This window comes from Bacillus sp. PK3_68, from assembly GCF_003600835.1.
GTDB lineage: Bacteria > Bacillota > Bacilli > Bacillales > Domibacillaceae > Pseudobacillus.
Window position 1 is genome coordinate 2,532,367 of record NZ_NQYC01000001.1, and the last position, 24,250, is coordinate 2,556,616.

The following is a 24,250-nucleotide window of genomic DNA, read 5'->3' on the forward strand; positions in this document are numbered from 1 at the left end:
TATCAAGATTAAAGCTTGGCTATTTCCTTTGTTTCTTTTTCAATGTCTTTGAAAAATTGTCCCAATATCACCTTTGCTACTCCGCCCATCACGCGTTGTCCCATAGAAGCAAGAATGCCGGTCACTTTCACTTCTGCCTGACAAGTAAGTGTTGTTCCCTCAGTAGATTCCTCCAATTTCATTTGGGCATCGGCATCTATCTCCCCCGGCTTGCCTTTTCCATCAAGAAGCAGGCGGTAAGATTCTGGCTCATGAATATCCACCTGGCGAACAACCCCTGTAAACATTCCTTTAATTGGCCCAATGTTCATGCCAAGTTCGGCATCAAACACATTATCTTCCACTTCCTTGAATGATTGACAGCCTGGAAGCGCCCTTTGCAATGCCTCCTTATTTTGGAGTGTTTTCCATAGAAGTTCTCTCGAAACGCCTTTAAAAGTATATGAATGTTCAATATTCAACTGTGCATTCCCCTCTCTTTTTTAATATTCAGTTAATTGGTTACCTGATGATGTTTTTAATAGGAGCGATTTTTACGCCGCCTGCTTTTAAAGCAGTGACAATGGCTTTTGCCAAGACTGGGGCTCCCGGTGTATCTCCATGAATACAAATGGTTTCCGCCTGAATCGACACGTCTTTACCATCGTAAGTAACGACTCTCTCTTCTTTCACCATCCGGACAACACGGTTCGCCATCGCTTCATAATCGGTAATTTCCGCTCCTCTTCTTGTAAGGACGATAGAGCCGCTTTCCGTATGCTCGCGATCTGAATAAGCTTCCTTGGCTACCGGTACGCCCATCTTCAGTGCTTCTTCATATACTTCCGATTGATTGAAGGCAAAAATAATCATCTCTTGATCTGCTTCATGGATAGCTTCAAGAATGGCACGGGCTAAGGGTTTGTCTTCCATGGCTTTCATGAAAAGTGCACCATGTGGTTTGCAATGCTGAACTTTCACACCTGATGCCCGGCAAAACTCCCGCAAGGCCCCTAATTGGTACGTCACGTAATCTTTTACCTCGTCGGGTGTGCAAGTCATGTATCGGCGGCCAAAACCCAACAGGTCCGGAAATGCAGGATGCGCTCCAATGCCTACGTCATACTTTTTGGCAAGCTCTACCGTCTTTCGCATAACGTGAGGGTCCCCGCCATGAAAACCGCAAGCAATATTGGCGGAGGTAATATACTGCATCATTTCTTCATCATTTCCCAGCTCATATAGCCCGAAGCTCTCTCCCATATCACAGTTCAAGTCGACCTTATGCATCCTGTTCACCTCTCAAGACAAAATCTCTTTTTTCTCTAAAAACTGTGTTGTGTAATCTCCACTCTCAAATTGCTCATTTTCCATAATGGAAGCCAAGAGAGCAAGGTTCGTTTTTAACCCGTGGATTTCTACTTGCGCCAATGCTTGTCTCATCTTCTCAATTGCTTCTACACGGTTTGCTCCGTGAACGATCAATTTGCCGATCATAGGATCATAAAATGGGGAAACAATACTTCCTTCTACGATGCTAAAGTCCAGTCTTATGTCTTTGTCAGGCAGCTTCAGCTGTTCAATTGTCCCTGGAGACGGAAAAAATGTTTTCGGGTCCTCCGCATAAAGCCGGCACTCAATAGCATGGCCCGCTTTGTTAATTTGTTCCTGCTGAAGAGGAAGCTCCTGCCCGGCCGCTATTCTCAGCTGCCATTCAACTAAATCAATGCCGGTGATTTCTTCCGTTACCGGATGCTCTACCTGTAGCCGTGTGTTCATTTCCAGGAAGTAAAAGTTCCTATCGCTGTCAAAGATGAATTCCATCGTGCCGACATTTGTATAGCCAATTTCCTTTACTCCACGTACAGCGGCCTCCAACAACTGATTTCTAAGGGAAGCATCCAAAAATGGGGAGGGGCTTTCTTCAACTACTTTTTGATTTCTGCGCTGAACAGAACATTCTCTCTCATACAAATGGACAACATTCCCGTGACGGTCGGCTGCTATTTGCACCTCAATATGCCGCGGATCGGCAATCCACTTTTCAAGAAAGACCGTTCCATCGTTAAAGAACGATTCAGCTTTTTGTATGGTCGAATGAAAGGCTTTCTCCAGCTCCTCTTGATTGTGGGCAAGCTGCATGCCGATTCCGCCTCCGCCGGCGCTCGCCTTGAGCATGAGTGGGTAGCCCAAGTTATCCGCAATGGCTAAGGCTTCTTCTAAAGATTCGATTTTTCCGGATGATCCAGGAACAACCGGAACTCCTGCTTTTTGCATATGTGCTCTTGCTTCCACTTTCGATCCCATCGTCTCCATTACGTCAGCTTCAGGGCCGATGAATACGATATTCTCCTCTTTACAACGTTTAGCAAATAGCGGATTTTCCGATAAAAACCCATAACCAGGATGGATCGCATCGGCTGTTGTTTGTTTAGCCGCCTGGATGACTTTCTCTATATCTAGATAGCTTTTCTTAGCCTGAGCCGGTCCAATGCAAACCGCTTCCGACGCTTCACTGACAAATGGTGCCTGAGCATCCGCTTCTGAATAGACAGCAACGGTTTGGATGCCAAGTTGGCGGCATGTCCGAATGACTCTCCTGGCAATTTCTCCTCTATTGGCGATAAGTACTTTATTAAAATATGACATATGATTCCTCCGCTAAAGTTCCGGCTTCGTTATTGGACTGCGATGATAGCAATCTCTTGTCCTGCATCTAAAATATCTTCCTCATTTGCAAGGAAGCTTTCGAGTACACCGTCGGCTTCCGCTTTGATCTCGTAGTAATTTTTCATAACTTCTACTAAACCGAGTACATCTCCAGTCTTCACGGCAGCCCCTTCTTTGACAAATGCTTCCTTGTCGGGTGCCGGTCTGCGATAGAACACTCCAGGAATAGGTGAGAGAACTTTACTTTTTGTGCCAGGCATTGTCATTCCTCCTATAACAGTTGTAATTGCTGTTTTATTTTTGCCACTTTGTCTGTGTATTCTTTTCTCGCCCGCAAGGCTTCCTCAATGTCGACAGCGACAAAGCGCACTTTTTCATTTGTTTTGATTTGGGCCATTTTGTTTAAATCGGCGCTGATAATGGTACAAATTGTCGCGTAGCCTCCGCCTGTTACCGCGTCATTTAATAGAGCAATCGGCTCCACTCCGTCCGGTACTTGGATGGATCCGATCGGATAACCGAGATCCACCACATTGGAAGGATTGCTGCCAGCTCCAAACGGCTGCTCTCGCTCTACAAAGTTCAATCGTTCCCCTTTAAAACGGTAACCGACTCGGTTCGCTTCTGTCGTAACTGTCCAATCAAGTGAGAAGAACCGTTCCTTGCTTTCCTCGGTCAGGCGATAACTGCATAAGCCGACGACTACTCGGATTTCATTTGTTTTTGAAAAGACCGGGATTAGTTCATCTTGTATACGCGTCCCTACCTTCACTTGATGATCGATATCCTTGCCAATCTTCAATTCATCGCCGGCCTGAAGCGGACGTCCCTCCAAACCGCCAATTCCGCATAGAGTATAAGTAGAACGGGAATCCATGACGAGCGGCACATCAATGCCGCCTGCTACCGCTAAATAAACGCGGGCTCCCTGCTTAACAAAGTCAAAGGAAAGCTCATCTCCCGCCTTTACAGCTAGCGTTTCCCACATGGGGACAGGCTGTCCATTCACTTTTGGCGGAATTTCACCGCCTGTCAATGCAATAACGGCCTCTTGTTGAAATTGAAGAACAGGTCCCATATACGTGATTTCAAGAGCCGCTGCATTTTCATTGTTGCCTACAAGTACATTAGCTGCAGTGAACGAGTATTTATCCATAGCACCGGACGGCGGCATGCCGACCTCGTAATAGCCAATTCTGCCGTAATCCTGAACAGTTGTTTGTAAACCGGGCTGAATCACTTTAATCATGCGTACAACCCCCCTAAAATCTCATCTGAAAATGCTTTTGGGTTTTCCAGCACTTGTTGAGGCTTGAATGTGATTTCTCTCGTTAAGTAGCGGAATGTACCGTCCTCTACTTGCTTTTCAATTGATTGGAATTCCTCCATTGTGATGCTGCGATACCTAAAAATGTCTCCCTGTCTCGGAAACGTCATGGAATCTTTGAAATCATACAACCGCTGTTCCTTCTGGTAGATCGGGGCTGCCGCAATGCCGAACAATTGATAGCCACCTGCCCCCTGCACCGGATAAATAACGGCAAAGGCGCCGCCAAATCCAAAGGCTCTCTCAGGTGTATAAGTACGCGGCCGAACATATTTTGGCACCTCAATCTGCTGCTCACGCGGCACCATTTGATAACACCATGGCAAGCCGGGCACAAATCCGATCATTGATACGAGATAAGGGTAATCTGTAATGGCTTTAATTAACTCTTCTTTGGAATGAAAGCCATTAATCCGCGCTGCGTACTCTAGGTCAGTCGAAGATGGATCTTGATGACGGTCCCTAAAGCGCACCAATGCTTCATTGGTCCAAGGATCATCAAATAAAATGGGCACATCTACCACTCTTGAAGAAATATTAAAATCATCGACCGACACAGAGTGTTCAAGTTCTTTCAATTTTGAAATCAATTGATTAGGATGAATCTCTTCCGGTTTAAATCGGATCATATACGAAGCATTAGAAGGACAAATGTCCAGTATCCCTTGTAATTTTTCTTCTTTCAGTTGCTTTGTAATAGCCATCGCCTGAAAGTTTACTTCTAGACTCATAGATTCAGATAATTCCACAAAAATAAACTCATCACCGCCATACTCGTAACGGGTCAATTCGCTTCACCTCACTCACTTAATTTCCTACTCTTCCATACATATTAGTAAATGCAACATTCATACCAGCTTTTTAAAAACGGAATATTCTAATTTTTTAAACGTTTGTAAGGTTATTTAACTTCTTAAAAAGAAAAAATCTTTCATTTATGAAAAGAAAGATTTCATAAATGAAAGATTATGTAGAAGAAATTACATTCTAGCTCTTTCCACAAGAAGAAAAAAACCTCCCCATATAATGATTGAATAAGCATGACCAACAGCCTGAAAGCCTGCAGAGCTTTCTTCCGCAGGCTTTCAATAGGATATGAAGTTTTATATTTAAGCGTAGTTGCGTTCCGAAGCATACGATAACGCATCAACTAGAGAGTAAAAACATAACTCGATATTCTTTTTATCCCCTTTGTCTTCCCTCACTACACAAAAATGCTCGTTTACCTTCTCAATTGCCATTTGCTTATTGAGTTTTCTTTCCATTCTCCCACTCCTTTTATTACATTATGCTTCCTGGGGTACAGCAAGACCAAGCCCTTCTGCTACACGTGTACCATATTCCGGATCAGCTTTATAGAAATGACGGATCTGGCGAAGTTTAATTTCTTCACTTTCTACTGGCCTCATGGCACCGACAATATTTGCTACAAGGCGTGCGCGCTCTTCTTCACTCATCAAGCGGTAGAGGTCGCCTGCCTGTGTGTAATGGTCGTCATGATTATAATTATGAGTACCTGCCTGGCCTGTTACCTCAAATGGCGTAACATTAGCTTCCGGCGCCTCTTTCGGACCGCCAAAGCTATTTGGCTCATAATAGACGGATTTGCCGCCGTTGCCGTCAAAACGCATTTGGCCATCACGTTGATAATTGTGAACCGGACATTTCGGTGCATTAATCGGCAGTGCATTATGGTTAACACCTACGCGGTAACGGTGAGCATCCGCATACGCAAACAAGCGGCCTTGAAGCATTTTATCAGGAGAGGCTTCAATTCCAGGGACAAATGTGCCCGGGGAGAAAGTGGCCTGCTCTACTTCAGCAAAGTAATTTTCTGGATTGCGATTCAGTACCATTTTTCCGACTTCAATTAATGGATAGTCTTTTTGCGACCAAACTTTTGTCACATCAAACGGATCCCATTTGTATGTGTTGGCATCTTCCATTGGCATAATCTGTACGTAAAGCGTCCAAGAAGGATAGTCTCCTTGCTCAATCGCATTGAACAAATCCTCTGTATGATAATCAGGGTTTTCTCCTGCTAATTTTGCAGCTAGCTCGACATCTAAATTTTTAACACCTTGGTCTGTTTTAAAATGGTATTTCACCCAAACGGCTTCCCCTTTATCATTCACCCATTTAAATGTATGACTTCCGAAGCCATGCATATGGCGAAGGGTTGCCGGAATACCGCGATCCGACATTAAAATCGTTACTTGATGAAGCGACTCCGGAGATAATGACCAGAAATCCCACACAGCTGTTGGATTTTTTAAGTGTGTTTGCGGATCACGTTTTTGTGTATGAATAAAATCCGGGAATTTAATAGCGTCACGAATAAAGAAAACAGGCGTGTTATTTCCTACCAAGTCATAGTTCCCTTCATCTGTGTAAAACTTCACAGCAAACCCACGTGGATCACGAACTGTATCTGCTGAACCCAGTTCGCCTGCTACAGTTGAGAATCGAATAAACAATGGAGTGCGCTTTCCAGCTTCAGACAAAAAGTCTGCTTTCGTATAATTGGCAATCTCACTGTTTGTCACTTCAAAATAGCCGTGTGCACCAGCTCCTTTTGCATGAACGACCCGTTCCGGTACGCGTTCACGGTTGAAATGTGCCAATTTCTCAAGTAAATGAACATCTTGTATTAATGTCGGTCCACGTTGTCCGGCTGTCTGTGAATTTTGATTATCGCCTACCGGGGCTCCCCAGCTTGTTGTTAGTCGATTATTTGTCATCCTTGTCACCTCATCATTATTTTGTTAGTAACTTAATGATAACACTTCTCAAAGAAAAATCAATACTAAATTATAATTATTTTAAATAAGAAATTGTTATTTATTATTTTTGTCATAAATAATCAACCCTCAATATAAATTAAGACTATCGTGCAAGAAGAATCATTAGGAGGACGCAGAATGAAGCGATTAATAATCTATTAGTCTCTAAGTATATAAGTTGACTTTCATCTATTAAATATGGATGATGAGAATGTAAGTGATTTTTTCAAACAATATGAATTTTCAATTTTTAAAGGGGGAGTCGCAATGATTTATGCAAATCCAGGCCAGGAAGGGTCAAAAGTAACCTTTAAGAAACGATATGAAAATTTTATTAATGGAGAATGGCAGGCGCCTGTAGGCGGCCAGTACTTTGAAAATATTTCACCTGTGACGGGGGAAGTATTTTGCGAGGTAGCTCGCTCGCAGGCAGAAGATATTGAACTTGCCTTAGATGCAGCTCATGCGGCTAAAGATGCTTGGGGACGGACATCCGTGGCCGAACGAGCGAATATTTTAAATAAAATTGCCGACCGCCTGGAAGAAAACCTTGAAAAGCTGGCGGTAGCCGAAACATGGGACAATGGAAAGGCCATAAGGGAAACGTTGAATGCCGATTTACCGCTGGCGATTGACCATTTCCGCTATTTTGCCGGTGCGATCCGTGCCCAGGAAGGATCGCTTAGCCAGATTGATGATGACACGGTTGCGTATCATTTCCATGAGCCGCTCGGTGTCGTCGGCCAAATTATCCCTTGGAACTTCCCGCTTCTTATGGGCGTGTGGAAGCTCGCTCCCGCCCTTGCGGCCGGCAACTGTGTCGTGCTAAAACCGGCAGAACAGACGCCAGCTTCTATTTTAGTCTTTATGGAACTGATCCAGGACCTGCTTCCTCCAGGAGTCATAAACATTGTGAATGGCTTTGGGCTCGAAGCCGGCAAGCCGCTCGCCTCTAATAAACGCATTGCCAAAATTGCTTTTACAGGCGAGACGACAACGGGCCGCCTGATTATGCAGTATGCTTCGCAAAATTTGATTCCTGTCACCCTGGAACTTGGAGGCAAATCACCGAACATTTTCTTTGACGACGTCATGGAAAAAGATGATGCTTTCCTGAATAAAGCGATCGAAGGCTTTGTGCTTTTTGCCTTAAACCAAGGGGAAGTTTGTACATGCCCTTCCCGTGCATTGATTCATGAACGTATTTACGATCAATTTATGGAGCGCGCGATTGAACGTGTCAAGCAAATCAAGACGGGCAATCCGCTTGATACCGATACGATGATGGGGGCCCAGGCTTCCAGTGAGCAAATGGAGAAAATCCTTTCTTATATTGATATCGGCAACCAGGAAGGAGCAGAATGCCTGGTGGGTGGCGGCAAAAACACGGTCGCAGGTTTTGAAAATGGGTATTATGTAAAACCAACGGTCTTTAAAGGCGCGAACAACATGAGAATTTTCCAGGAAGAAATTTTTGGACCGGTCGTTTCTGTGACCACCTTTAAAGATGAAAAAGAAGCACTGGAGATCGCCAATGATACGCTGTATGGGCTGGGCGCCGGTGTCTGGTCTCGCCACGTGAACCGGGCCTATCGCTTCGGCCGCAGCATTCAGGCAGGGCGTGTCTGGACAAACTGTTATCATCAGTATCCGGCCCATGCGGCATTCGGCGGCTACAAAATGTCGGGCGTTGGCCGTGAGAACCATTTGATGATGTTGTCTCATTACCAGCAAACGAAAAACCTGCTCGTCAGCTACAGCGAGGATGCCCTTGGATTCTTCTAATACTTACAAGCACAGCATCTTCTGCACTAGCGGAAAGGAGCGTATTTAAATGGTTGAACGTGTAACAGCCACCCCTGCTGCCCTTGAATTAATTGACAAGCTGAAGCAAAAATACGGTCCCCTTATGTTTCACCAATCGGGAGGCTGCTGTGATGGCAGCTCCCCAATGTGTTATCCGGAGGGTGAATTCTTAACAGGCGATAGTGACGTACTGCTTGGTAAAATTGGCGGCTCCTCTTTTTATATTAGTGAAGCCCAATATGAATACTGGAAACATACACAGCTGATCATTGATGTCGTTGACGGACGTGGCGGGATGTTTTCCCTCGAAGGTCCTGAAGGCAAGCGATTTTTAACGAGGTCGCGTGTCTTCACACCGGAAGAGCGTCAGGAATTAAATATTTAAACACAAGAGACCGGCCTTCAGCCGGTCTTTCTATTTCAGATGGCAATATATCCATCTGAAACGTATGTACAAGTGGAAAAATAAACCTTACAATAATAAAAGAAAGAAAATTCGAAATTTACCTTAGGGAATGACACAAAATAATAGAAGAGTGAGGTCCTGCAAATGAGTCAACCAGAACAGCTAATACCGGCTGAAGAAGTCAGTAAAGAAGTCGAATTTCCGCTTTCATTTGATGAGTGGGAGCAAAAAGCGGCGAGTCTCATGCAGGCTGGTGGATACGGCTATGCCAGCTCGGGTGCTGGAAAAGGAGAAACAGCTAAAAGGAACGAAGAAGCCTTTGGCAAATGGGCAATTGTTCCGAGAATGTTAAGCGATGTGTCTAATGCCGACATGAGCGTGTCATTATTTGGCCGCACATATAAGCGGCCGTTTCTGCTGGCACCGATCGGCATGCAAAAGCTTGCTCATCCCGAGGGAGAATTGGCCTCTGTTAGAGCCGCCGCCGCTTTAGGAATTCCTTTTGTATTAAGTACAGTAGCAAGCCATTCTATTGAACAAGTAGCAGCGGCCGCCCCAACGGGCTCTAAATGGTTTCAGCTTTATTGGTCTAACAACGAAGATGTTTCTTTCAGCATGGCGGAAAGAGCGGAGAATGCAGGTTATGAAGCCATTGTCGTGACAGTGGATACAATTCGAACAGGCTTCCGTGAAACCGATATTCGCAATCAATTTTCCCCGCTCGCTAAAGGCTTGGGGAAAGCGAATTACGAAAGTGATCCTGCCTTTATGAATGCCTTAAAGAGCCATGATGAGGAAGCAATAGTTACGTCTATGCTGGAAAACATGCAAACGTTATCTCTTCATTGGAACCATATCGCCAAGCTGAAAGAAAGAACCAACTTGCCTGTTTTGTTAAAAGGTATTTTACACCCTGAAGATGCAAAAAGGGCATTAGAATATGGGGTAGACGGCCTAGTCGTTTCCAATCATGGAGGACGACAGCTCGACGGAACGATCGCTTCTATTGATGCTCTCCCTGCTATTGCGGAGGCTGTCCAAAAAAGGGTGCCTGTTTTATTTGATAGCGGCATCCGGCGAGGCACTGACGTGATTAAAGCTCTTGCACTAGGTGCGGATGCGGTTTTAATTGGACGACCATTCCTTTATGGCCTGGCGGCTCATGGACAACAGGGAATAGAAAAGGTTATTGAGAATTTCACCCGTGAAACGGAAATCTCCCTTTCACTCTGCGGTATAGCTAATTTATCTCAGCTTGGCATGCTTAAAATGGTAAGAGATTCGTTCGGCCAATTCTAAAGCAGCGTTGAAGGATTTGATAAAGCGACGACAAGAACTGATTTAATGCCTGCTTGATAGGTTATTAAATCAGTTCTTTTTATTCAGAAGCAGCCGAATGTAGCTTCTTTATGACAAGCATTTGCGTTCACTGCTGGCTTTCAGTACTCCTTTATATAAGTTATATAATTTTTACTTGTCACAACTGAAAGGAAGGATGATATGACCGGGCAAGCATACATACGGACAAAAGCGGATAAAATCTGGACAAAAGACTTTATTCTTATTTGTCTGGCAAATTTCTTCATTTTTCTCGGATTTCAAATGACATTGCCGACCGTACCTCTTTTTGTTGAACATCTGGGGGGCAGCGAGCAGTCCATCGGTATTATTACAGGGATCTTCACTTTTTCTGCTCTTTTGCTCCGGCCTTATGTAGGCCATGCGTTAGAAAAGAGAGGACGTCAGCTCATTTATATGCTCGGGCTCGCTATTTTTGTCTTTTCAGTTGGTTCTTTCGGTTTTGCTGTCAGTATTGCCTTTCTGCTTGCCTTGCGCATTATTCAGGGAATCGGCTGGAGCTTTTCAACAACAGCCACCGGCACAATTGCGACTGACTTAATCCCTCCTAAACGACGCGGTGAGGGGATGGGCTATTTCGGGCTTTCCGGTAACCTTGCTATGGCGATCGGCCCCGCCTTGGGATTAACTCTGGCTAGCTCAATCTCCTTTGCAAAGTTGTTTATGATTTGTGCCGGTCTGGGTGTGGTTGCACTCATCCTATCAACCAGGGTACGTTACAAGAAGGCAGAACCTTCTTTAAAGAAAGAGTCTCCTGGCAGATTTGACATTTTAGAAAAAACAGCAGTTAAACCATCCGTGCTACTGTTCTTTATCACGATTACGTTTGGTGGGATTTCTTCTTTTTTACCTTTGTACACAGCGCAAAAAGGCATTGGCGGAATTGAAATGTACTTTTTGATTTTCGCTCTCTTTCTCATGATTACCCGAACATTTGCTGGCAGAATTTATGATAGAAAAGGGCATATCGCTATTTTTCTCCCAGGATCTTTCATTATTTTTATCGCTATGCTTTTGCTTGCATGGCTTCCTAACTCTACAGCTCTTTTTATAGCAGCAGCGCTATATGGCACAGGTTTCGGCAGTGTCAATCCTGCTTTGCAAGCCTGGTCAGTTAATCAGGCGCCAAACAACCGAAAAGCGATGGCCAATGCGACGTTTTTCTCCTTTTTTGATCTTGGTGTAGGCGTTGGAGCAGTAGCCTTTGGTCAAATCGCCTTTTTGCTCGGTTACAAGGACATTTACTTAGCCTCAGCTGTCTCAGTGTTTTTATCTATGCTTCTGTACACCATCATGTTATTAAAAGAACGGGGAAAGCAAATCAGGTAGATCATCAGAGCTATATCATCCAGCTCCTCAGGCAGTTCATTGGAAGATTGATCTCAAACACTGTATTATTTCTTATTGCAGAACCCATAAGGAGGGGAAATGATGACTGCAATAAAACCAAAACACTTCCAAGGCATTCCTTTATCTGTGCTCGATCTTGCTCCTATTAACGAAGGAAGCAATGCAGCACAGTCTTTTAAGAATAGTACCAACCTCGCTCAGCACGTGGAAAAATGGGGATTTCACCGTTATTGGCTGGCTGAGCATCACAATATGCCGGGCATTGCCAGTTCAGCGACGTCCGTAATCATCGGCCATATCGCCGGAGCGACCAAGCATATTCGCGTCGGATCGGGAGGCATTATGCTGCCGAACCACGCGACGCTTGTTATAGCCGAACAATTTGGAACACTCGAGTCCTTATATCCCGGCCGGATCGATCTCGGCATTGGCCGTGCCCCTGGCAGCGACCAGGCGACCGCTTTTGCACTGCGCCGCACACTTCATAGCCGCGTCGAGGATTTTCCGCTGCAGTTGGACGAACTCCAAGCTTACTTTGAAGGAAGTCCCTCTGCCCGTGTACGTTCGTTTCCTGGCGAGGGCTTGGACATTCCAATCTGGCTGCTTGGCTCAAGCGATTTCAGCGCCCGCCTTGCTGCTCAGAAAGGTTTGCCTTTTGCTTTTGCCAGTCACTTTGCGGCAGAATATACACTTCCAGCTTTAAAAATTTATCGCGACAACTTTACCCCTTCCAGTGTGCTTCAGGAGCCGTACGCTATGGTTGGAGTAAATATTATTGCCGCTGATACGGAAGAAAGAGCTCAGTGGTTAGCCACTTCTCAACAGCAGCAATTTCTAAGCTTAAGAAGGGGCGAACCCACACAGTTGAAGCCGCCTATTGATGATATTGATCAAGTTTGGAGTCCATTTGAACGAGCCGCCATTGAGAAAACGCTGGATTCACGGGCCACTATTGTTGGTACACCTGAAATTGTTCAGCAAAAACTTTCCAGCTTCCTGGAAGAAACAAAAGCGAATGAAATTATCGTTAATTCACAAATTTTTCACCACCAAGACCGGCTGCGTTCGTATGAGATTGTAGCCGACATGATGGAATAGCTTTTCATACAAAACGCCCGGCAATCCATTTATTGATGATTGCCGGGCGTTGCTGTTTCTGCTTATTGTACGTTTATTTGCTGACCGGGCAGGCTATTTTTTATACCATGCCTTTAAATCTTTTATCCCTTAACGAGCTGCCTTAGCTTTTCATTTCTTGTTTCTTGCTCTTCCTGGGAGGATAGATCATATTTTTTAAGTAAGTGGAAAAGTTCATTTAGCGTATGCTGTGCGTGCTGGTCTTTTAAAAACTTGTACAAATTTTCATATAAAGATGTCGAAAGAAATTCTTTTTGGCTTTCCAGCTTTTGAATCACATCTTGTTGTGAATGATCAATATTACACTGTCCCATGCAAACCACCCTTTCCAATCTCTTCATTAGTCCTTCAACTACAATCTAGCATAAAAGCCCTTATCGTTCAGCTTCAAGATATTAATACCCTCTATAGACATAAGGATCTTTTGGCTTATCGATCGGATGCCATTCTTTTACAAACAATACTGGGATCGTTGACTTGAACGGCTGATAATAAATGGATGACAAGGTGCCTTTCACATGAATCCAATCATCATCTTGAAGATTTGTTTCTTCCGGGAATTCAACTAGCATCCCAAAAGCCCCTGAATCTGCGACACAATGAATGATACCAAAACGAAGCACAAACAGCTGTCGCTTATCCGTACTCTCTCCATGAAAAGCAAAACCATCAAACTCAATGCTCTTTCCAAGAAAGTCCCCTGGAAAATCATAAATAGTTTCCATTCCTTTTAAAAACTGAGCATCATCTAAAACGATCTCCTGCTTAGAGGCATATTTAGCTAACTCCTTTTCCATCAGCTCATCATACCCCTCTTTGCCGTAATAGACACTCGTATCAGGCTTTAAATATTGAGTTTGGGCATAATGGTCGGCAGCCTCTATTTGTTCCATCGGCTTGAATGAAAACCCCTTTGATTTAACGATTGTTGAATCCAGTGTAGCAACCGGGAAAAACAAACCTGCTACTAAAGGAAAACCAAAAACAAGATAGAAAAGCCACCGCTGGTAAAAAGGCTTATCCTTTTCGTGTTCGTGATCATGGTCACAGCATGTCTCATCGGCTGACTCCTCTGATCCCTTAAAATAGTCATAGGCCTGAACAACGGTAAGAAGCGCAAAAATAAAAATCGCGCTGTATGATAAATATGCATATTTCATATTGATATATTTAGTGATATTTCCGGAAGCATGGAGATGAAAAAAGAAAAAGGTAAACAGCAATAAAATATAGATTCGAAACATCCCATTCCCTCCTTTAAATCAACAATGAACCAATAAATACAAAAATCGTAATATATGCAACTAAATACAATACAAATCGTTTATTAAATGTACCTAACATCATAAGAAGATTTTTAATATCGACCATCGCTCCGAAAACGAGAAAAGCAACTAGGGAGCCGGTGGAAAAAGTACTTCTAAAAGAAGAGGCGATAAAAGCGTCAGCCTCTGAACAAAGAGACAAAACAAAAGCCAAGCCCATCATAACAAGATGAGAAGCGGCTTCCGTTTGTCCAATCTCTAATAGAGTGGAAGTTTTAACGTACGTTTGCATAGCTGCTGCAATAAATGCTCCGATAATCAAATATTTACCGACCGAGAAAAATTCCTCTGCGGCATGACGCAGCATACCAACAAACTTATGGATGAATGTCTGCTTTCCCTGAGTATGACAGTGGTCATGTGCTGAACTTTTCTCTAAAAGTTGGTTTTCGTTAAACTGCCACGAAATAATAGACCCCACTAAAATAGCTACGATAAATGACAAGCCGCCCCGGTATAGAGGCATATCCCACTGATTGCCAAACGCAACATAGGTTGAAAACAGAACAATTGGATTAATTACAGGTCCCGTTAACATAAACGCAATGCCGGCATGCAAAGGAACGCCTTTTAAAAGAAGCCGGCGGACAATCGGTACGATGCCGCATTCACAGGCTGGGAATAAAGATCCAATGACCGCTGCAGACAGGACAGCCAAAAAACGGTTTTTCGGTATAACTTTCGCTATCATTTCCTCTGTGATAAACATTTGAATAAATCCAGAAATGAAAACGCCAATTAATACAAATGGAATCGCTTCTATTAATATACTAATAAAAATTGTGTTTAATTGTAGAAATGATTGCGAGAACATGAGAAAAATCCTCTCTACTTATAGAGCTGTGCATATCAAGACCTCATTATAACACACTACTTTTTAATCTCTTATTATTTGCATCTTGCCTTTATAAACGAACAGGACCATTCAAAAGCCCAGAAAACAAAGGCTTAAGAACAGTCCTAAAAACTACTCTTCATTTGAATTTTCCCTTCTAAAGAACCACCGTACTTCCGGCCTTTCGTGCGGGGTAAGATTCATTATAAAATAACCAATAATCAAAATTAAAACAACAAGCGAATAAAGCAATGTGTTGATAGGATGGTCATGGTCAACAATAATAAGCCGAATCATAGCCGTGATGCCGATATATAGAAAATACCTAAGCGGAAAGTGATAATCTTCCTTAAAATATTTAACGATCATTGTGATAAATTCGAAATATAGAAAAAAGATAAGAATATTCGCGAGGAAAAGCTTATAATCATTCGCCCCTCTTTCTATTAAAATTTGGCTGAAAACAATCAGCTCTTTCACTAATAAAAAAGATAAAATGATAGCAAGAAAAATCAGAGAGACATTTAATATGGTTTGAAGAACCTTAGGAATAATTTGCAAAACAATTGTGAAATCCTTTTTCGTTTTAGACATCGAATACTTCCTCCACCCTATTCTAAAATGACCATACTTAACATTTCACATAAGAATTTCTACGTCGTTCATTTGTGTATAGAACTTGGGTGAATGATCCACGGCATGATTCTATCCTCCTTGACCTTAAAAATGATAATAAGTATATATCATATTCTAACTATTTTTAAAATTCAAGATAGGGAAAGCACGCACTATTTACAATTTTTTAAACGTTACACGATTTAATTTTACAAACAACAAAAAAGCAGACCTTTGCATGAGGCAAAGGTCTGCTTAGTATTCTTACTCTCCTAAATCTACATTATGATACACTTGCTGAACGTCTTCCAAGTCCTCCAGGGCATCGATCATCTTTTCAAATTGATCCTGTGCATCTTCTGGCAGAACAATTTCATTTTGTGCCAGCATTGTCAGCTCAGCCACCGTAAATTCTGTAATGCCGGCTCCCTTTAATGCCTCCTGCACCGCATGGAACTGGTCTGGCTCAGCGTAAACGATGACTGCGTCATCTTCTTCTATGATGTCTCTAGCATCAACGTCTGCTTCCATTAAAATTTCCAATACTTCATCGGCTGTTTTTCCTTCAATTCCAATAACAGCTGTCGCATCAAACATATAAGCAACCGATCCGCTTACACCCATATTGCCGCCGTTTTTGCCGAAGGCAGCCCGCACCTCTGACGCTGTACGATTTACGTTATTTGTCAAAGCATCAACGATAACCATCGATCCATTTGGACCGAAACCTTCATAACGAAGTTCGTCATAGTTCTCATCTGATCCGCCTTTTGCTTTTTCAATCGCGCGGTCAATAATATGTTTTGGCACACTGTATGTTTTAGCACGTTCCAGTACAAACTTTAGCGCCTGATTCGATTCTGGATCAGGTTCACCTTGTTTGGCCGCTACATAAATTTCACGCCCAAATTTAGCATATATGCGACTTGTGTTAGCATCTTTTGCTGCTTTCTTCTCTTTAATATTGTTCCATTTACGTCCCATCGTGAACACTCTCTTTCCACTTTGAATCTAAATTAAATGATGAATGCAAAACAAACTGGCTTTTCAACGCTATTTCAAAGGAGCTTGTGACGATTATATATAACGAATCAAGTACGTTGCTTAATCATGCGCAGATTATATTATACCGCAATTAAAGCTGCTTTGAAACAAAGAAGAAGAGACCATCTCTCCACTTTTTTAAAACAATATTTTCCAGTTGAATGACAATGTCTTCGCACCATGTTAAAATATTTGATGTGGGAACGTTCCCACATCAAGTTATATAAAAAATTCAGAGGAGTTCTGCCTATGTATAAGCTGCTTGCTTTTGATTTAGATCATACGCTTTCCGATCCTGATAGGCCGATTCATCCAGATATACTTCAATTTTTACGAAAGGCTGAGGATCAAGGAATAAAGATCGCTATTATATCAGGCCGCCCTGCGATGTACTTAGGGGGCTTAGGAAGGCAGCTAGGGTTAAAAGAGCCTATCATTGCTGGAGAAAACGGCGCGCATATTTACTATCAAATCGGCTTTCCTCCTAAAAAAGTATTTACTCATGAAGTCCATCCATCAGGAAAGCAAAAGCTGGATCATCTGCGCTCACTTGTTCAAAAGAATTTTGGCCATACTGCCTGGATACAACCGAATTTCACTAACTTTGCTGTTTTTCCAATGAAGCAGGAAGTGCGTGACGAGCTTTTAGACTTCGTTACCCATTATTATCATCATGTGATTGATGATCAAGAATACACGTTTTATGTCCATCCTGATGACAGCTTTGAAATCGTCCCTCCTGGGATTGACAAAGGGGTTGCTCTAAATATTATTATGGATTGGGAAGGTATCACGAAAGAGCAAGTGATAGCAGTCGGAAACAGCGCTAACGACTTGCCAATGCTAAGGGAGGCCGGGGTAGCCATTGGCATTGGCCTACACGAAGCAGACTACACGGTCAGTCACATTAAAGAAGCTATCGGTTTTATTAAAGAGCGCCTGAACATACAATTGGATTAGTTAGAACAAGCCTTGTGCAAAAAGAAGCGTTTCTTTCCATTTCACAAGGCTTTTCATAAACAACTTTTTCAGTTGCATGCTTTTATAAGTCGCGGGCGTTAAATGTATCTCCACCCTCTAAGCTTCCCGACTGAAACCCTTTGTAAAACCAGCGCTTTCTCTGCTCGGATGTTCCATGAGTGAAGCTTTCAGGAACAACATATCCTCTCGCCTGTTTCTGAAGGGTATCATCGCCGACAGCACTTGCAGCATTTAGTGCTTCATCAAGGTCGCCTTCCTCTAGCAGTCCCATTCCTTGAGCATGGCGGGCCCATACACCAGCCAAGTAGTCTGCCTGCAGCTCAAAGCGGACCAGGTACTTGTTAAACTCCTCCTCGCTGAGACGCTGCCGGAGCGGCATAATCTTGTCGCTTGTTCCGAGAAGCGTTTGGACGTGATGTCCTACCTCATGAGCAACCACATAAGCCATCGCAAAATCTCCGGGTGCATCGAATCTTTGCTGTAACTCATCATAAAAGCTTAAGTCAATATAAAGCTTTTGGTCACCTGGACAATAAAATGGTCCCACTGATGCACTCGATGTTCCACAGGCGGATTGCACACTATTTGTATACAAAACCAGCGTCGGCTCTTTATAGACCAACCCTTCCTGCCTAAAGATTTCTGACCATACATCCTCTGTATCCGCCAATACAACAGATACAAACTCTGAACGCTCTTTCTCCTGCTCCGTTTCTTCATAAGAGCCGCTGTTATTATTATCTGTCGTTTGCAGACTGTTCATCAAATCCGTCGGATCGCCGCCGAGAAAAGTAAAGACGAGGATAAGAATCAAACCGCCGATTCCTCCCCCGAGGAGCGTTCCTCCACTCATTCCTCTTCTATCTTCAACGTTGGAGCTTTCCCTTCTTCCTCTCCACTTCATCCTGCTTCCTCCCCTGGTTGCTTCGTCATTAGTGTTATACCCGGGATTGGCTAATTTAAAAAAAGAAGATTTTGGATAAAAGAGCAGCCTAGGAATGAATGGCTCCTGCTACATCGTACAGCTGTAAATCAATATCAACGGCTTCACCAACAGCAAGTTTGGCAAGCTGTGCGCCAAGAAACGGTCCGGCTGTTAATCCAGAAGCACCTAAACCATTGGCAAGAAGAAGATTTTCAAAGCCTGGCACCTTCCCGATCACCGGCAGAAACCCCGGCGTGAAAGGGCGAAAGCCAACGCGCGCTTCCACAAATGTCCCATCAGCCAACCCTGGTGCGACAGATAAGGCTTTATCAAAAACTTCCTGTAAGCCGCCGGCTGTAATACGGCGGTCAAAATTTTCATGTTCCTCATGTGTAGCGCCAATGACAATCCGTCCTTCCTCAAACGCAAGAATATATTGGTCACTTGGCGGCATAACAACCGGCCAGCTCCCAGTCTCCGTGTTCTCCAGTTGAAGATGAACAATTTGGGCTTTTTGGGAGGTGATTTGAAAACTTAATCCAAGCGGCGCCAATAATTCACCTGCCCATGCTCCGGCTGCTACAATTACACTGTCTGCCTCGTGCTCCTTGCCTTTTACTCGTACGCCGGTGATTTCACTGCCTGTCTTCATCAGCTCCGCAGAGCCATGTATATGTACAGCGCCCTGCTTTTGTGCCGCTCGCAGAAGCGCCGCTCGCAAGGCACGACCGTTCACGCGCGCTGCCCCGCCCACATGCACAGAAGCAAAGTCTTTCGATAAGGACGGAAATAAGGCGGACGTTTCAGCAGAAGTAAGCAGACAGACCTCACCGATTTCTGGCGCATCCTCCCGCCTCTTCAGTGCTCTTTCTTTCATTTTTTCGAGTTTGCCGGCATCCGTTTGCAGGCTAATTGCTCCCACTTGCTGATATCCTGTTTCTGTTTCCCCGTCTTTTTCAAGCTGATCAATCAGCGAAGCATAGTACGCCGCTCCTCCTTTGGCAAGCGCATACCAGGCCTTATTTCGCCGCTGAGACAGCCATGGACAAATGATACCGGCTGCCGCATCCGTTGCTTGACCAGGATCTTGCCGGTCAATAACAGTGACTTTCGCTCCTGCTTTCACCAAGTGATACGCTGTTGATGCTCCTAAAATTCCTGCACCGACCACAATAAATTTTTTCATATAACCACCTTTTCAAATGGATTCCTTTATTTGAAAACAAACATTTTGTGCTTACATTTTAACATGCAGCTTCATGAACGCCCTATTCTAAAATAATAGCAGCCTGTGGCAAAACACAGAATATACGATCAGCTTCATGCCAATATTAGAAAAGAAGTAAATTATAAGGAGGCCAGCCCATGAACAAACAGCGTGCCAAAGAAATTGCTACTTCACCTGTTATGATGAATGTGACCTATCAGGGAGTGCCTGTTTACATCCAACACGTAGATGAACAGAATGAAACAGCCAGAATCTACCCTTTGGATGAACCGGAAAAAGAACAACACGTATCCTTAAATAATCTGGAAGAGCATTAAACCGGCCCCTTGCCAGCTTTTGTTTCTTACTTACTCCTTGAAGGAGCAGGAGCAGTCAATCGCTCCTGCCTCCAAATAAATCTTCAGTAAATCTCAGCCATTCACGCGCCGCAAACGAAAGGTACCGATTTTTACGCCAAATCATTACCAGATGCCAAGGAATTATCGGATCTACAAGCGGCAAAACCCGAATTCTCTCCTTATCTAGTTCCCGACAAATCGGTTCCGGGAGAAAGGCAATGCCCAGATTGGCAGCTACCATCTCACTAATAAAGTCCCATTGCGAGCTTTCATATATGACCTGCGGCTGAAACCCCTTTCGTACACATTCTGCAATCACCCGGTCGTGGAGGGCGAAATCTTTACGAAAAAAAATAAAAAACTCTTGCTGCAGCTCTGCCAAAGTTACTTTTTCTTTTTCCGCTAGTGGATGAGACGGGTGAACGAGCAGCATCACCTTTTCTCTTACGAGTGAAAAGGAATGAAACAATGCCTCATTTGCTGGCGACAGCACCACCCCAATATCGAGCAAACCGCTTTCCACATCCGCCTCTACCTTCTTTGCTCCGTCTTCTACAAGATGAATCACGACATCCGGATATTGTTCACGAAACTTCCCCAATACTTTAGGAAAAAAACTAGACCCAATCATTGGAGGCAGACCAATAGTGATACGGCCCTTTTTTAAATTCATTAAATCATCCAACTCTGTTGAGAGATGATGAAACGAATGAACAATATCCTGTGCCTGAGCAAAAATAACTTGCCCGGCATCTGTTAATTCGATCTGCTTGCCTGAACGGTTAAACAATATAACTCCCAACTCTTCTTCAATGCTCTTAATCATTTTGCTAATCGTTGGCTGTGTAATATATAAAGACTCAGCTGCCTTTGTAAAACTCTTATACTCGGCAACCTTTAAAAAATATTGTAAATGCCGGATATCCATTTTCCTTCTCCTTTTTAGCTATAGATAAAAGGAATGCCATTTATTCTATATATGCATTTTACCTATGAAAGCAGATGAAGTACACTTTTCTTTGAAGGGAGGAAATGACATGAGGATTTTCCTTAAAAGCATTGTTCAAATCATCCTCTTATGCGCCTTTTCTCTAGGCATGGACCAGCTCGTTAACTGGCTTCATTTAAAAATTCCAGGAAGTATTTTAGGCATGTTCATTCTGTTTATTCTGCTGCAAACGAGGATCGTCCGGATTGAGTGGGTTGAACTAGGGGCGAATTGGCTTCTTGCCGAGTTGTTATTGTTCTTCATCCCCTCTGCTGTGGGAATCGTAAAATATAAAAATGTGTTAATGAATGATGGCCTTTATGTCACATTAGTGATCGTTCTAAGCACAGCCATCGTGATGGCTTGCACGGGGCTGACAGCTAAAAAAATTGCTGAAAGAAAGGAGCAGAGACACTCATCATGATCGCTCTCTGTAGTCTCGTTTTTACTATATGTTTGTATTGGGGAGCTAAATGGTGTTACAAACGGAAGCCAAAAGTGTATTTGTCTCCCCTACTCACAGTGCCGGTACTCGTTGTCGGCTGTTTATTTTTGACACACACATCTTACGAATCATACGATATGGGAGCACAGTGGCTGAGCCGGTTGCTTGAACCAGCAACGATTGCGTTTGCCATTCCGCTTTATAAGTATTTCAATATATTAAAAAAACATGCAGCTGAAATTATCATCAGTGTGCTGTCAGGCTCAATTGCAGCTATCTTTTCATCTATGGCTATTGCTAAAGTACTGCACTTAAACACACAAATTGTTGATAGCCTTATTCCCCGTTCTGTCACTACTCCTATTGCCATGGGAGTCTCTGAAAGCATTGGCGGCATCCCAGCAATTACAGCTGTATTTGTTATTATGACAGGGTTGCTCGGCTCTATTATTGGCCCAATTATTATTCAGCTTTTTCGGATCGAAAATGAAATTGCCCGAGGTGTCCTGCTTGGTACAGGAGCACATGGCGCCGGCACGTCAAAGGCTTTTGAGTTTAGTTCAATTACAGGGACCATTTCCAGTTTATCTATGATTCTGGCTGCACTTATTACTCTTTTGATGGTCCCATGGATCCCAGTGTTTTTTTAAGCAACGATAAAGAGGAACTTCCCACTAAAGGGAGGTTCCTTTATTATTTAACCAGTTGTTTCACTAATTCTCTGTTACGTGCTTTAAACCTCTCATTATGCGAGGATACCATCCCATATTCTGCAGCACCTGGCTGAATAAATTGTTTTGCTTTGTTGACTGCATTCGCTGCATCATGGAAAGCTCCGGCGATTAAATGCACCTTGCCGTCATGTTTTAGGATATCCCCGGCAGCATAAAGCCCCTCTACCGATGACTCGCTGGCGGCGGTGCCGGCAATAAAGTACTCATTCGCTCTTTCAATATTTAATTCACTGCTTTCAAGCAATGTCTTGTCCTGCTCATAGCCATGGCTAATGATCACTTCATCAATGGGCAAATATGCAATCTGGCCTGTTTGATGATTGGTAAGCTCAACCCGTTCAATCACTTCATGATTTTTGCAGGCAATCAGCTTTGTAATGGACGTATGGAAAAAACAAATCGCTGAACTATTCATCAGCTGTGTCACTTGTGCCTCGTGTCCATTTAACGCTGCTTTTCGATAAGTTACATACACCGTTTTAGCGATAGGCTCTAATTCATTCGCCCAGTCTATCGCCGAGTTTCCGCCTCCTGAAATAATGACCGTTTTATCCTTAAAGCGTTTCAAAGATTTAACCGTGTAGTTTAAATTAGACACTTCAAACCTTTCTGCCCCTTCAATTTCAAGCTTTTGCGGATTTAATATCCCGCCGCCGACAGCGACAATCACCGTTTTGGAAAAATGCTTTCGCCCGGAAGCCGTGTGTAATATAAAGATTCCTTCTTCATCCCGGGTAATTGACTCTACTTTCTCATTCAATACGACCTCCGGATTAAATGTTAACCCCTGCTCTACAAGCTGCTCAATTAATTTTGCCCCTGGTATAGGAGGCTGACCACCCACATCCCAAATCATCTTTTCCGGGTAGACATGCAACTTTCCTCCTAATTGGGGCTGATACTCAATCAGCTTTGTTTTCATTTCTCTTAACCCGCTATAAAACGCTGAATAAAGGCCTGCTGGTCCGCCACCAATAATCGTCACATCGAACAATTCTGCTCTTTCCATTCCCATTCACCCCTTGGCAACTAATCGTTATTGATTATCATTATCAATTAATATAACCTTTTTCTCTTGCTTTTACAACGAAAATAGCCATTGACAACTGAATAAGGGACAATTATAGTAAGCATATAAACGATATTGATAATCATTATCAATAAATCTTAGGAAGTGAAGCTATGATTCGTCTCTATACAGATGACTTGCATGTAGGTTATGGCGAGCGCTTAATTGTCAAAGGGCTGAGCGTAGAAATTCCCGATAAAAAAATTACAACGATTATCGGCTCAAATGGCTGTGGTAAATCCACCTTATTAAAGGCCATCACCCGGATTATTTCTCATCAGTCGGGAACAGTCATTTTAGATGGAGAAAATATTGCAAAGGAAAATACAAAGGCACTCGCCAGAAAAATGGCGATTCTTCCACAAACACCTGAGAGTGCAAGCGGCCTGACAGTCGGTGAATTAGTCTCTTATGGACGCTTTCCTTACCAGAGAGGGTTTGGGCGCTTGACGAAAAAAGATTATGAAGTCATTGATTGGGCCCTTGAGGTTACCGGAACACAGGACTTTAAATTCCTGCCGGTGGATGCACTATCAGGAGGCCAGCGTCAGCGTGTCTGGATTGCCATGGCTCTTGCTCAGGAAACAGAAATTATTTTCCTTGATGAACCGACGACCTATTTAGATATGGCCCACCAGTTGGAAGTACTGGAGCTTTTGCAAAAGCTGAATAAAGAACAGGAACGCACAATTGTTATGGTCCTTCATGACCTAAATCAAGCTGCCCGTTTTGCTGATCATATTATTGCTTTAAAAAACGGTGAAATTGTAAAAGTTGGAGATTGCGAGGAAGTCATGAGACGTGAGGTGCTGAAACAAGTGTTTCATATTGATGCCGACATTGGACGGGATCCCCGAACAAACAAACCGATTTGTATTACTTATAACTTGGTAAAAGGAGAATAAA

27 protein-coding genes are annotated in these 24,250 nt (G+C 43.4%); 10 read left to right on the forward strand and 17 right to left on the reverse strand.

Translation table 11 applies throughout. From position 1 onward, the window contains the following. Window positions 1-8: 8 nt before the first annotated feature. The 8 genes from CJ483_RS12855 to katA form a co-directional block, all read right to left on the reverse strand. Window positions 9-461: an SRPBCC family protein gene (locus CJ483_RS12855; RefSeq protein WP_120035545.1), complete on the reverse strand. Its 453-nt coding sequence runs from the start codon at window positions 459-461 to the stop codon at window positions 9-11. A gap of 40 nt (window positions 462-501) precedes the next feature. Further along, window positions 502-1,269, reverse strand: a complete 768-nt coding sequence (locus tag CJ483_RS12860) for a LamB/YcsF family protein (RefSeq protein ID WP_120035547.1) — start codon at window positions 1,267-1,269, stop codon at window positions 502-504. 12 nt (window positions 1,270-1,281) lie between these two features. Continuing rightward, window positions 1,282-2,628: an acetyl-CoA carboxylase biotin carboxylase subunit gene (locus CJ483_RS12865; RefSeq protein ID WP_120035549.1), complete on the reverse strand. Its 1,347-nt coding sequence runs from the start codon at window positions 2,626-2,628 to the stop codon at window positions 1,282-1,284. Window positions 2,629-2,657: 29 nt separating this feature from the next. Continuing rightward, window positions 2,658-2,909, reverse strand: a complete 252-nt coding sequence (locus CJ483_RS12870; protein WP_220702330.1) for an acetyl-CoA carboxylase — start codon at window positions 2,907-2,909, stop codon at window positions 2,658-2,660. A gap of 11 nt (window positions 2,910-2,920) precedes the next feature. After that, entirely contained in the window at window positions 2,921-3,898 is a 978-nt protein-coding gene (locus CJ483_RS12875) for a 5-oxoprolinase subunit C family protein (protein WP_120035553.1), read from the reverse strand. After that, on the reverse strand, window positions 3,895-4,764 hold the full coding sequence (locus CJ483_RS12880) for a 5-oxoprolinase subunit B family protein (RefSeq protein WP_120035555.1): 870 nt from the start codon (window positions 4,762-4,764) through the stop codon (window positions 3,895-3,897). The genes CJ483_RS12875 and CJ483_RS12880 overlap by 4 nt, the downstream gene beginning before the upstream one ends. A gap of 321 nt (window positions 4,765-5,085) precedes the next feature. Further along, on the reverse strand, window positions 5,086-5,241 hold the full coding sequence (locus tag CJ483_RS24530; protein WP_182917044.1) for a hypothetical protein: 156 nt from the start codon (window positions 5,239-5,241) through the stop codon (window positions 5,086-5,088). Between the two features lie 21 nt (window positions 5,242-5,262). Next, window positions 5,263-6,717, reverse strand: a complete 1,455-nt coding sequence (gene katA, locus CJ483_RS12885) for a catalase KatA (RefSeq protein ID WP_120035557.1) — start codon at window positions 6,715-6,717, stop codon at window positions 5,263-5,265. Between the two features lie 309 nt (window positions 6,718-7,026). On the opposite strand from katA, the gene adh reads away from it, so the two are divergent. The 5 genes from adh (at window position 7,027) to CJ483_RS12910 (ending at window position 12,778) form a co-directional block, all read left to right on the forward strand. After that, on the forward strand, window positions 7,027-8,544 hold the full coding sequence (gene adh / locus CJ483_RS12890; protein WP_120035559.1) for an aldehyde dehydrogenase: 1,518 nt from the start codon (window positions 7,027-7,029) through the stop codon (window positions 8,542-8,544). A 49-nt stretch (window positions 8,545-8,593) separates the two neighbouring features. Beyond that, entirely contained in the window at window positions 8,594-8,950 is a 357-nt protein-coding gene (locus CJ483_RS12895) for a DUF779 domain-containing protein (protein ID WP_120035562.1), read from the forward strand. Between the two features lie 165 nt (window positions 8,951-9,115). Next, entirely contained in the window at window positions 9,116-10,270 is a 1,155-nt protein-coding gene (locus tag CJ483_RS12900) for an alpha-hydroxy-acid oxidizing protein (RefSeq protein WP_120035564.1), read from the forward strand. Window positions 10,271-10,471: 201 nt separating this feature from the next. Next, the gene (locus CJ483_RS12905) at window positions 10,472-11,659 is read left to right on the forward strand and encodes an MFS transporter (protein WP_120035566.1); all 1,188 of its coding nucleotides are present in this window, start codon (window positions 10,472-10,474) and stop codon (window positions 11,657-11,659) included. Between the two features lie 99 nt (window positions 11,660-11,758). Then, window positions 11,759-12,778 carry an LLM class flavin-dependent oxidoreductase gene (locus CJ483_RS12910; RefSeq protein ID WP_120035568.1) on the forward strand — a complete coding sequence of 340 codons (1,020 nt, stop codon included), beginning with the start codon at window positions 11,759-11,761 and terminating at the stop codon, window positions 12,776-12,778. A gap of 122 nt (window positions 12,779-12,900) precedes the next feature. On the opposite strand, the gene CJ483_RS12915 is transcribed toward CJ483_RS12910, so the two are convergent. From CJ483_RS12915 to CJ483_RS12935, 5 genes are all read right to left on the reverse strand, one after another. Beyond that, complete coding sequence (locus CJ483_RS12915; RefSeq protein WP_120035570.1) at window positions 12,901-13,131, reverse strand: group-specific protein; 231 nt, start codon at window positions 13,129-13,131, stop codon at window positions 12,901-12,903. A gap of 81 nt (window positions 13,132-13,212) precedes the next feature. Next, window positions 13,213-14,061: a TIGR03943 family putative permease subunit gene (locus CJ483_RS12920; RefSeq protein WP_120035573.1), complete on the reverse strand. Its 849-nt coding sequence runs from the start codon at window positions 14,059-14,061 to the stop codon at window positions 13,213-13,215. Between the two features lie 13 nt (window positions 14,062-14,074). Beyond that, a complete protein-coding gene (locus CJ483_RS12925; RefSeq protein ID WP_120035575.1) occupies window positions 14,075-14,956 on the reverse strand; it encodes a permease in 882 nt (293 codons plus the stop codon). 153 nt (window positions 14,957-15,109) lie between these two features. Then, window positions 15,110-15,571: a phosphate-starvation-inducible protein PsiE gene (gene psiE, locus CJ483_RS12930; RefSeq protein ID WP_120035577.1), complete on the reverse strand. Its 462-nt coding sequence runs from the start codon at window positions 15,569-15,571 to the stop codon at window positions 15,110-15,112. A gap of 285 nt (window positions 15,572-15,856) precedes the next feature. Beyond that, window positions 15,857-16,576: a YebC/PmpR family DNA-binding transcriptional regulator gene (locus tag CJ483_RS12935; protein WP_120035579.1), complete on the reverse strand. Its 720-nt coding sequence runs from the start codon at window positions 16,574-16,576 to the stop codon at window positions 15,857-15,859. Between the two features lie 309 nt (window positions 16,577-16,885). On the opposite strand from CJ483_RS12935, the gene CJ483_RS12940 reads away from it, so the two are divergent. After that, complete coding sequence (locus CJ483_RS12940) at window positions 16,886-17,596, forward strand: HAD family hydrolase (protein WP_182917045.1); 711 nt, start codon at window positions 16,886-16,888, stop codon at window positions 17,594-17,596. Between the two features lie 82 nt (window positions 17,597-17,678). On the opposite strand, the gene ypfJ is transcribed toward CJ483_RS12940, so the two are convergent. Further along, complete coding sequence (ypfJ, locus tag CJ483_RS12945) at window positions 17,679-18,521, reverse strand: KPN_02809 family neutral zinc metallopeptidase (RefSeq protein ID WP_120035584.1); 843 nt, start codon at window positions 18,519-18,521, stop codon at window positions 17,679-17,681. A gap of 88 nt (window positions 18,522-18,609) precedes the next feature. Next, entirely contained in the window at window positions 18,610-19,728 is a 1,119-nt protein-coding gene (locus CJ483_RS12950) for an NAD(P)/FAD-dependent oxidoreductase (RefSeq protein ID WP_120035586.1), read from the reverse strand. Between the two features lie 179 nt (window positions 19,729-19,907). On the opposite strand from CJ483_RS12950, the gene CJ483_RS12955 reads away from it, so the two are divergent. After that, window positions 19,908-20,087: a small acid-soluble spore protein H gene (locus tag CJ483_RS12955; RefSeq protein ID WP_120035588.1), complete on the forward strand. Its 180-nt coding sequence runs from the start codon at window positions 19,908-19,910 to the stop codon at window positions 20,085-20,087. A gap of 55 nt (window positions 20,088-20,142) precedes the next feature. Here the strand turns inward: CJ483_RS12955 and cidR are convergent, their stop codons facing one another. Next, complete coding sequence (gene cidR / locus CJ483_RS12960; RefSeq protein ID WP_120035590.1) at window positions 20,143-21,036, reverse strand: cidABC operon transcriptional activator CidR; 894 nt, start codon at window positions 21,034-21,036, stop codon at window positions 20,143-20,145. A gap of 109 nt (window positions 21,037-21,145) precedes the next feature. On the opposite strand from cidR, the gene CJ483_RS12965 reads away from it, so the two are divergent. Next, window positions 21,146-21,520, forward strand: a complete 375-nt coding sequence (locus CJ483_RS12965) for a CidA/LrgA family protein (protein ID WP_120035592.1) — start codon at window positions 21,146-21,148, stop codon at window positions 21,518-21,520. Next, a complete protein-coding gene (locus tag CJ483_RS12970) occupies window positions 21,517-22,191 on the forward strand; it encodes a CidB/LrgB family autolysis modulator (RefSeq protein WP_120035594.1) in 675 nt (224 codons plus the stop codon). The genes CJ483_RS12965 and CJ483_RS12970 overlap by 4 nt, the downstream gene beginning before the upstream one ends. Before the next feature lie 43 nt (window positions 22,192-22,234). On the opposite strand, the gene CJ483_RS12975 is transcribed toward CJ483_RS12970, so the two are convergent. Further along, the gene (locus CJ483_RS12975; protein WP_120035596.1) at window positions 22,235-23,284 is read right to left on the reverse strand and encodes an NAD(P)/FAD-dependent oxidoreductase; all 1,050 of its coding nucleotides are present in this window, start codon (window positions 23,282-23,284) and stop codon (window positions 22,235-22,237) included. Between the two features lie 173 nt (window positions 23,285-23,457). On the opposite strand from CJ483_RS12975, the gene CJ483_RS12980 reads away from it, so the two are divergent. Further along, the gene (locus CJ483_RS12980; protein ID WP_120035598.1) at window positions 23,458-24,249 is read left to right on the forward strand and encodes an ABC transporter ATP-binding protein; all 792 of its coding nucleotides are present in this window, start codon (window positions 23,458-23,460) and stop codon (window positions 24,247-24,249) included. The last annotated feature ends 1 nt before the right edge of the window (window position 24,250 follow it).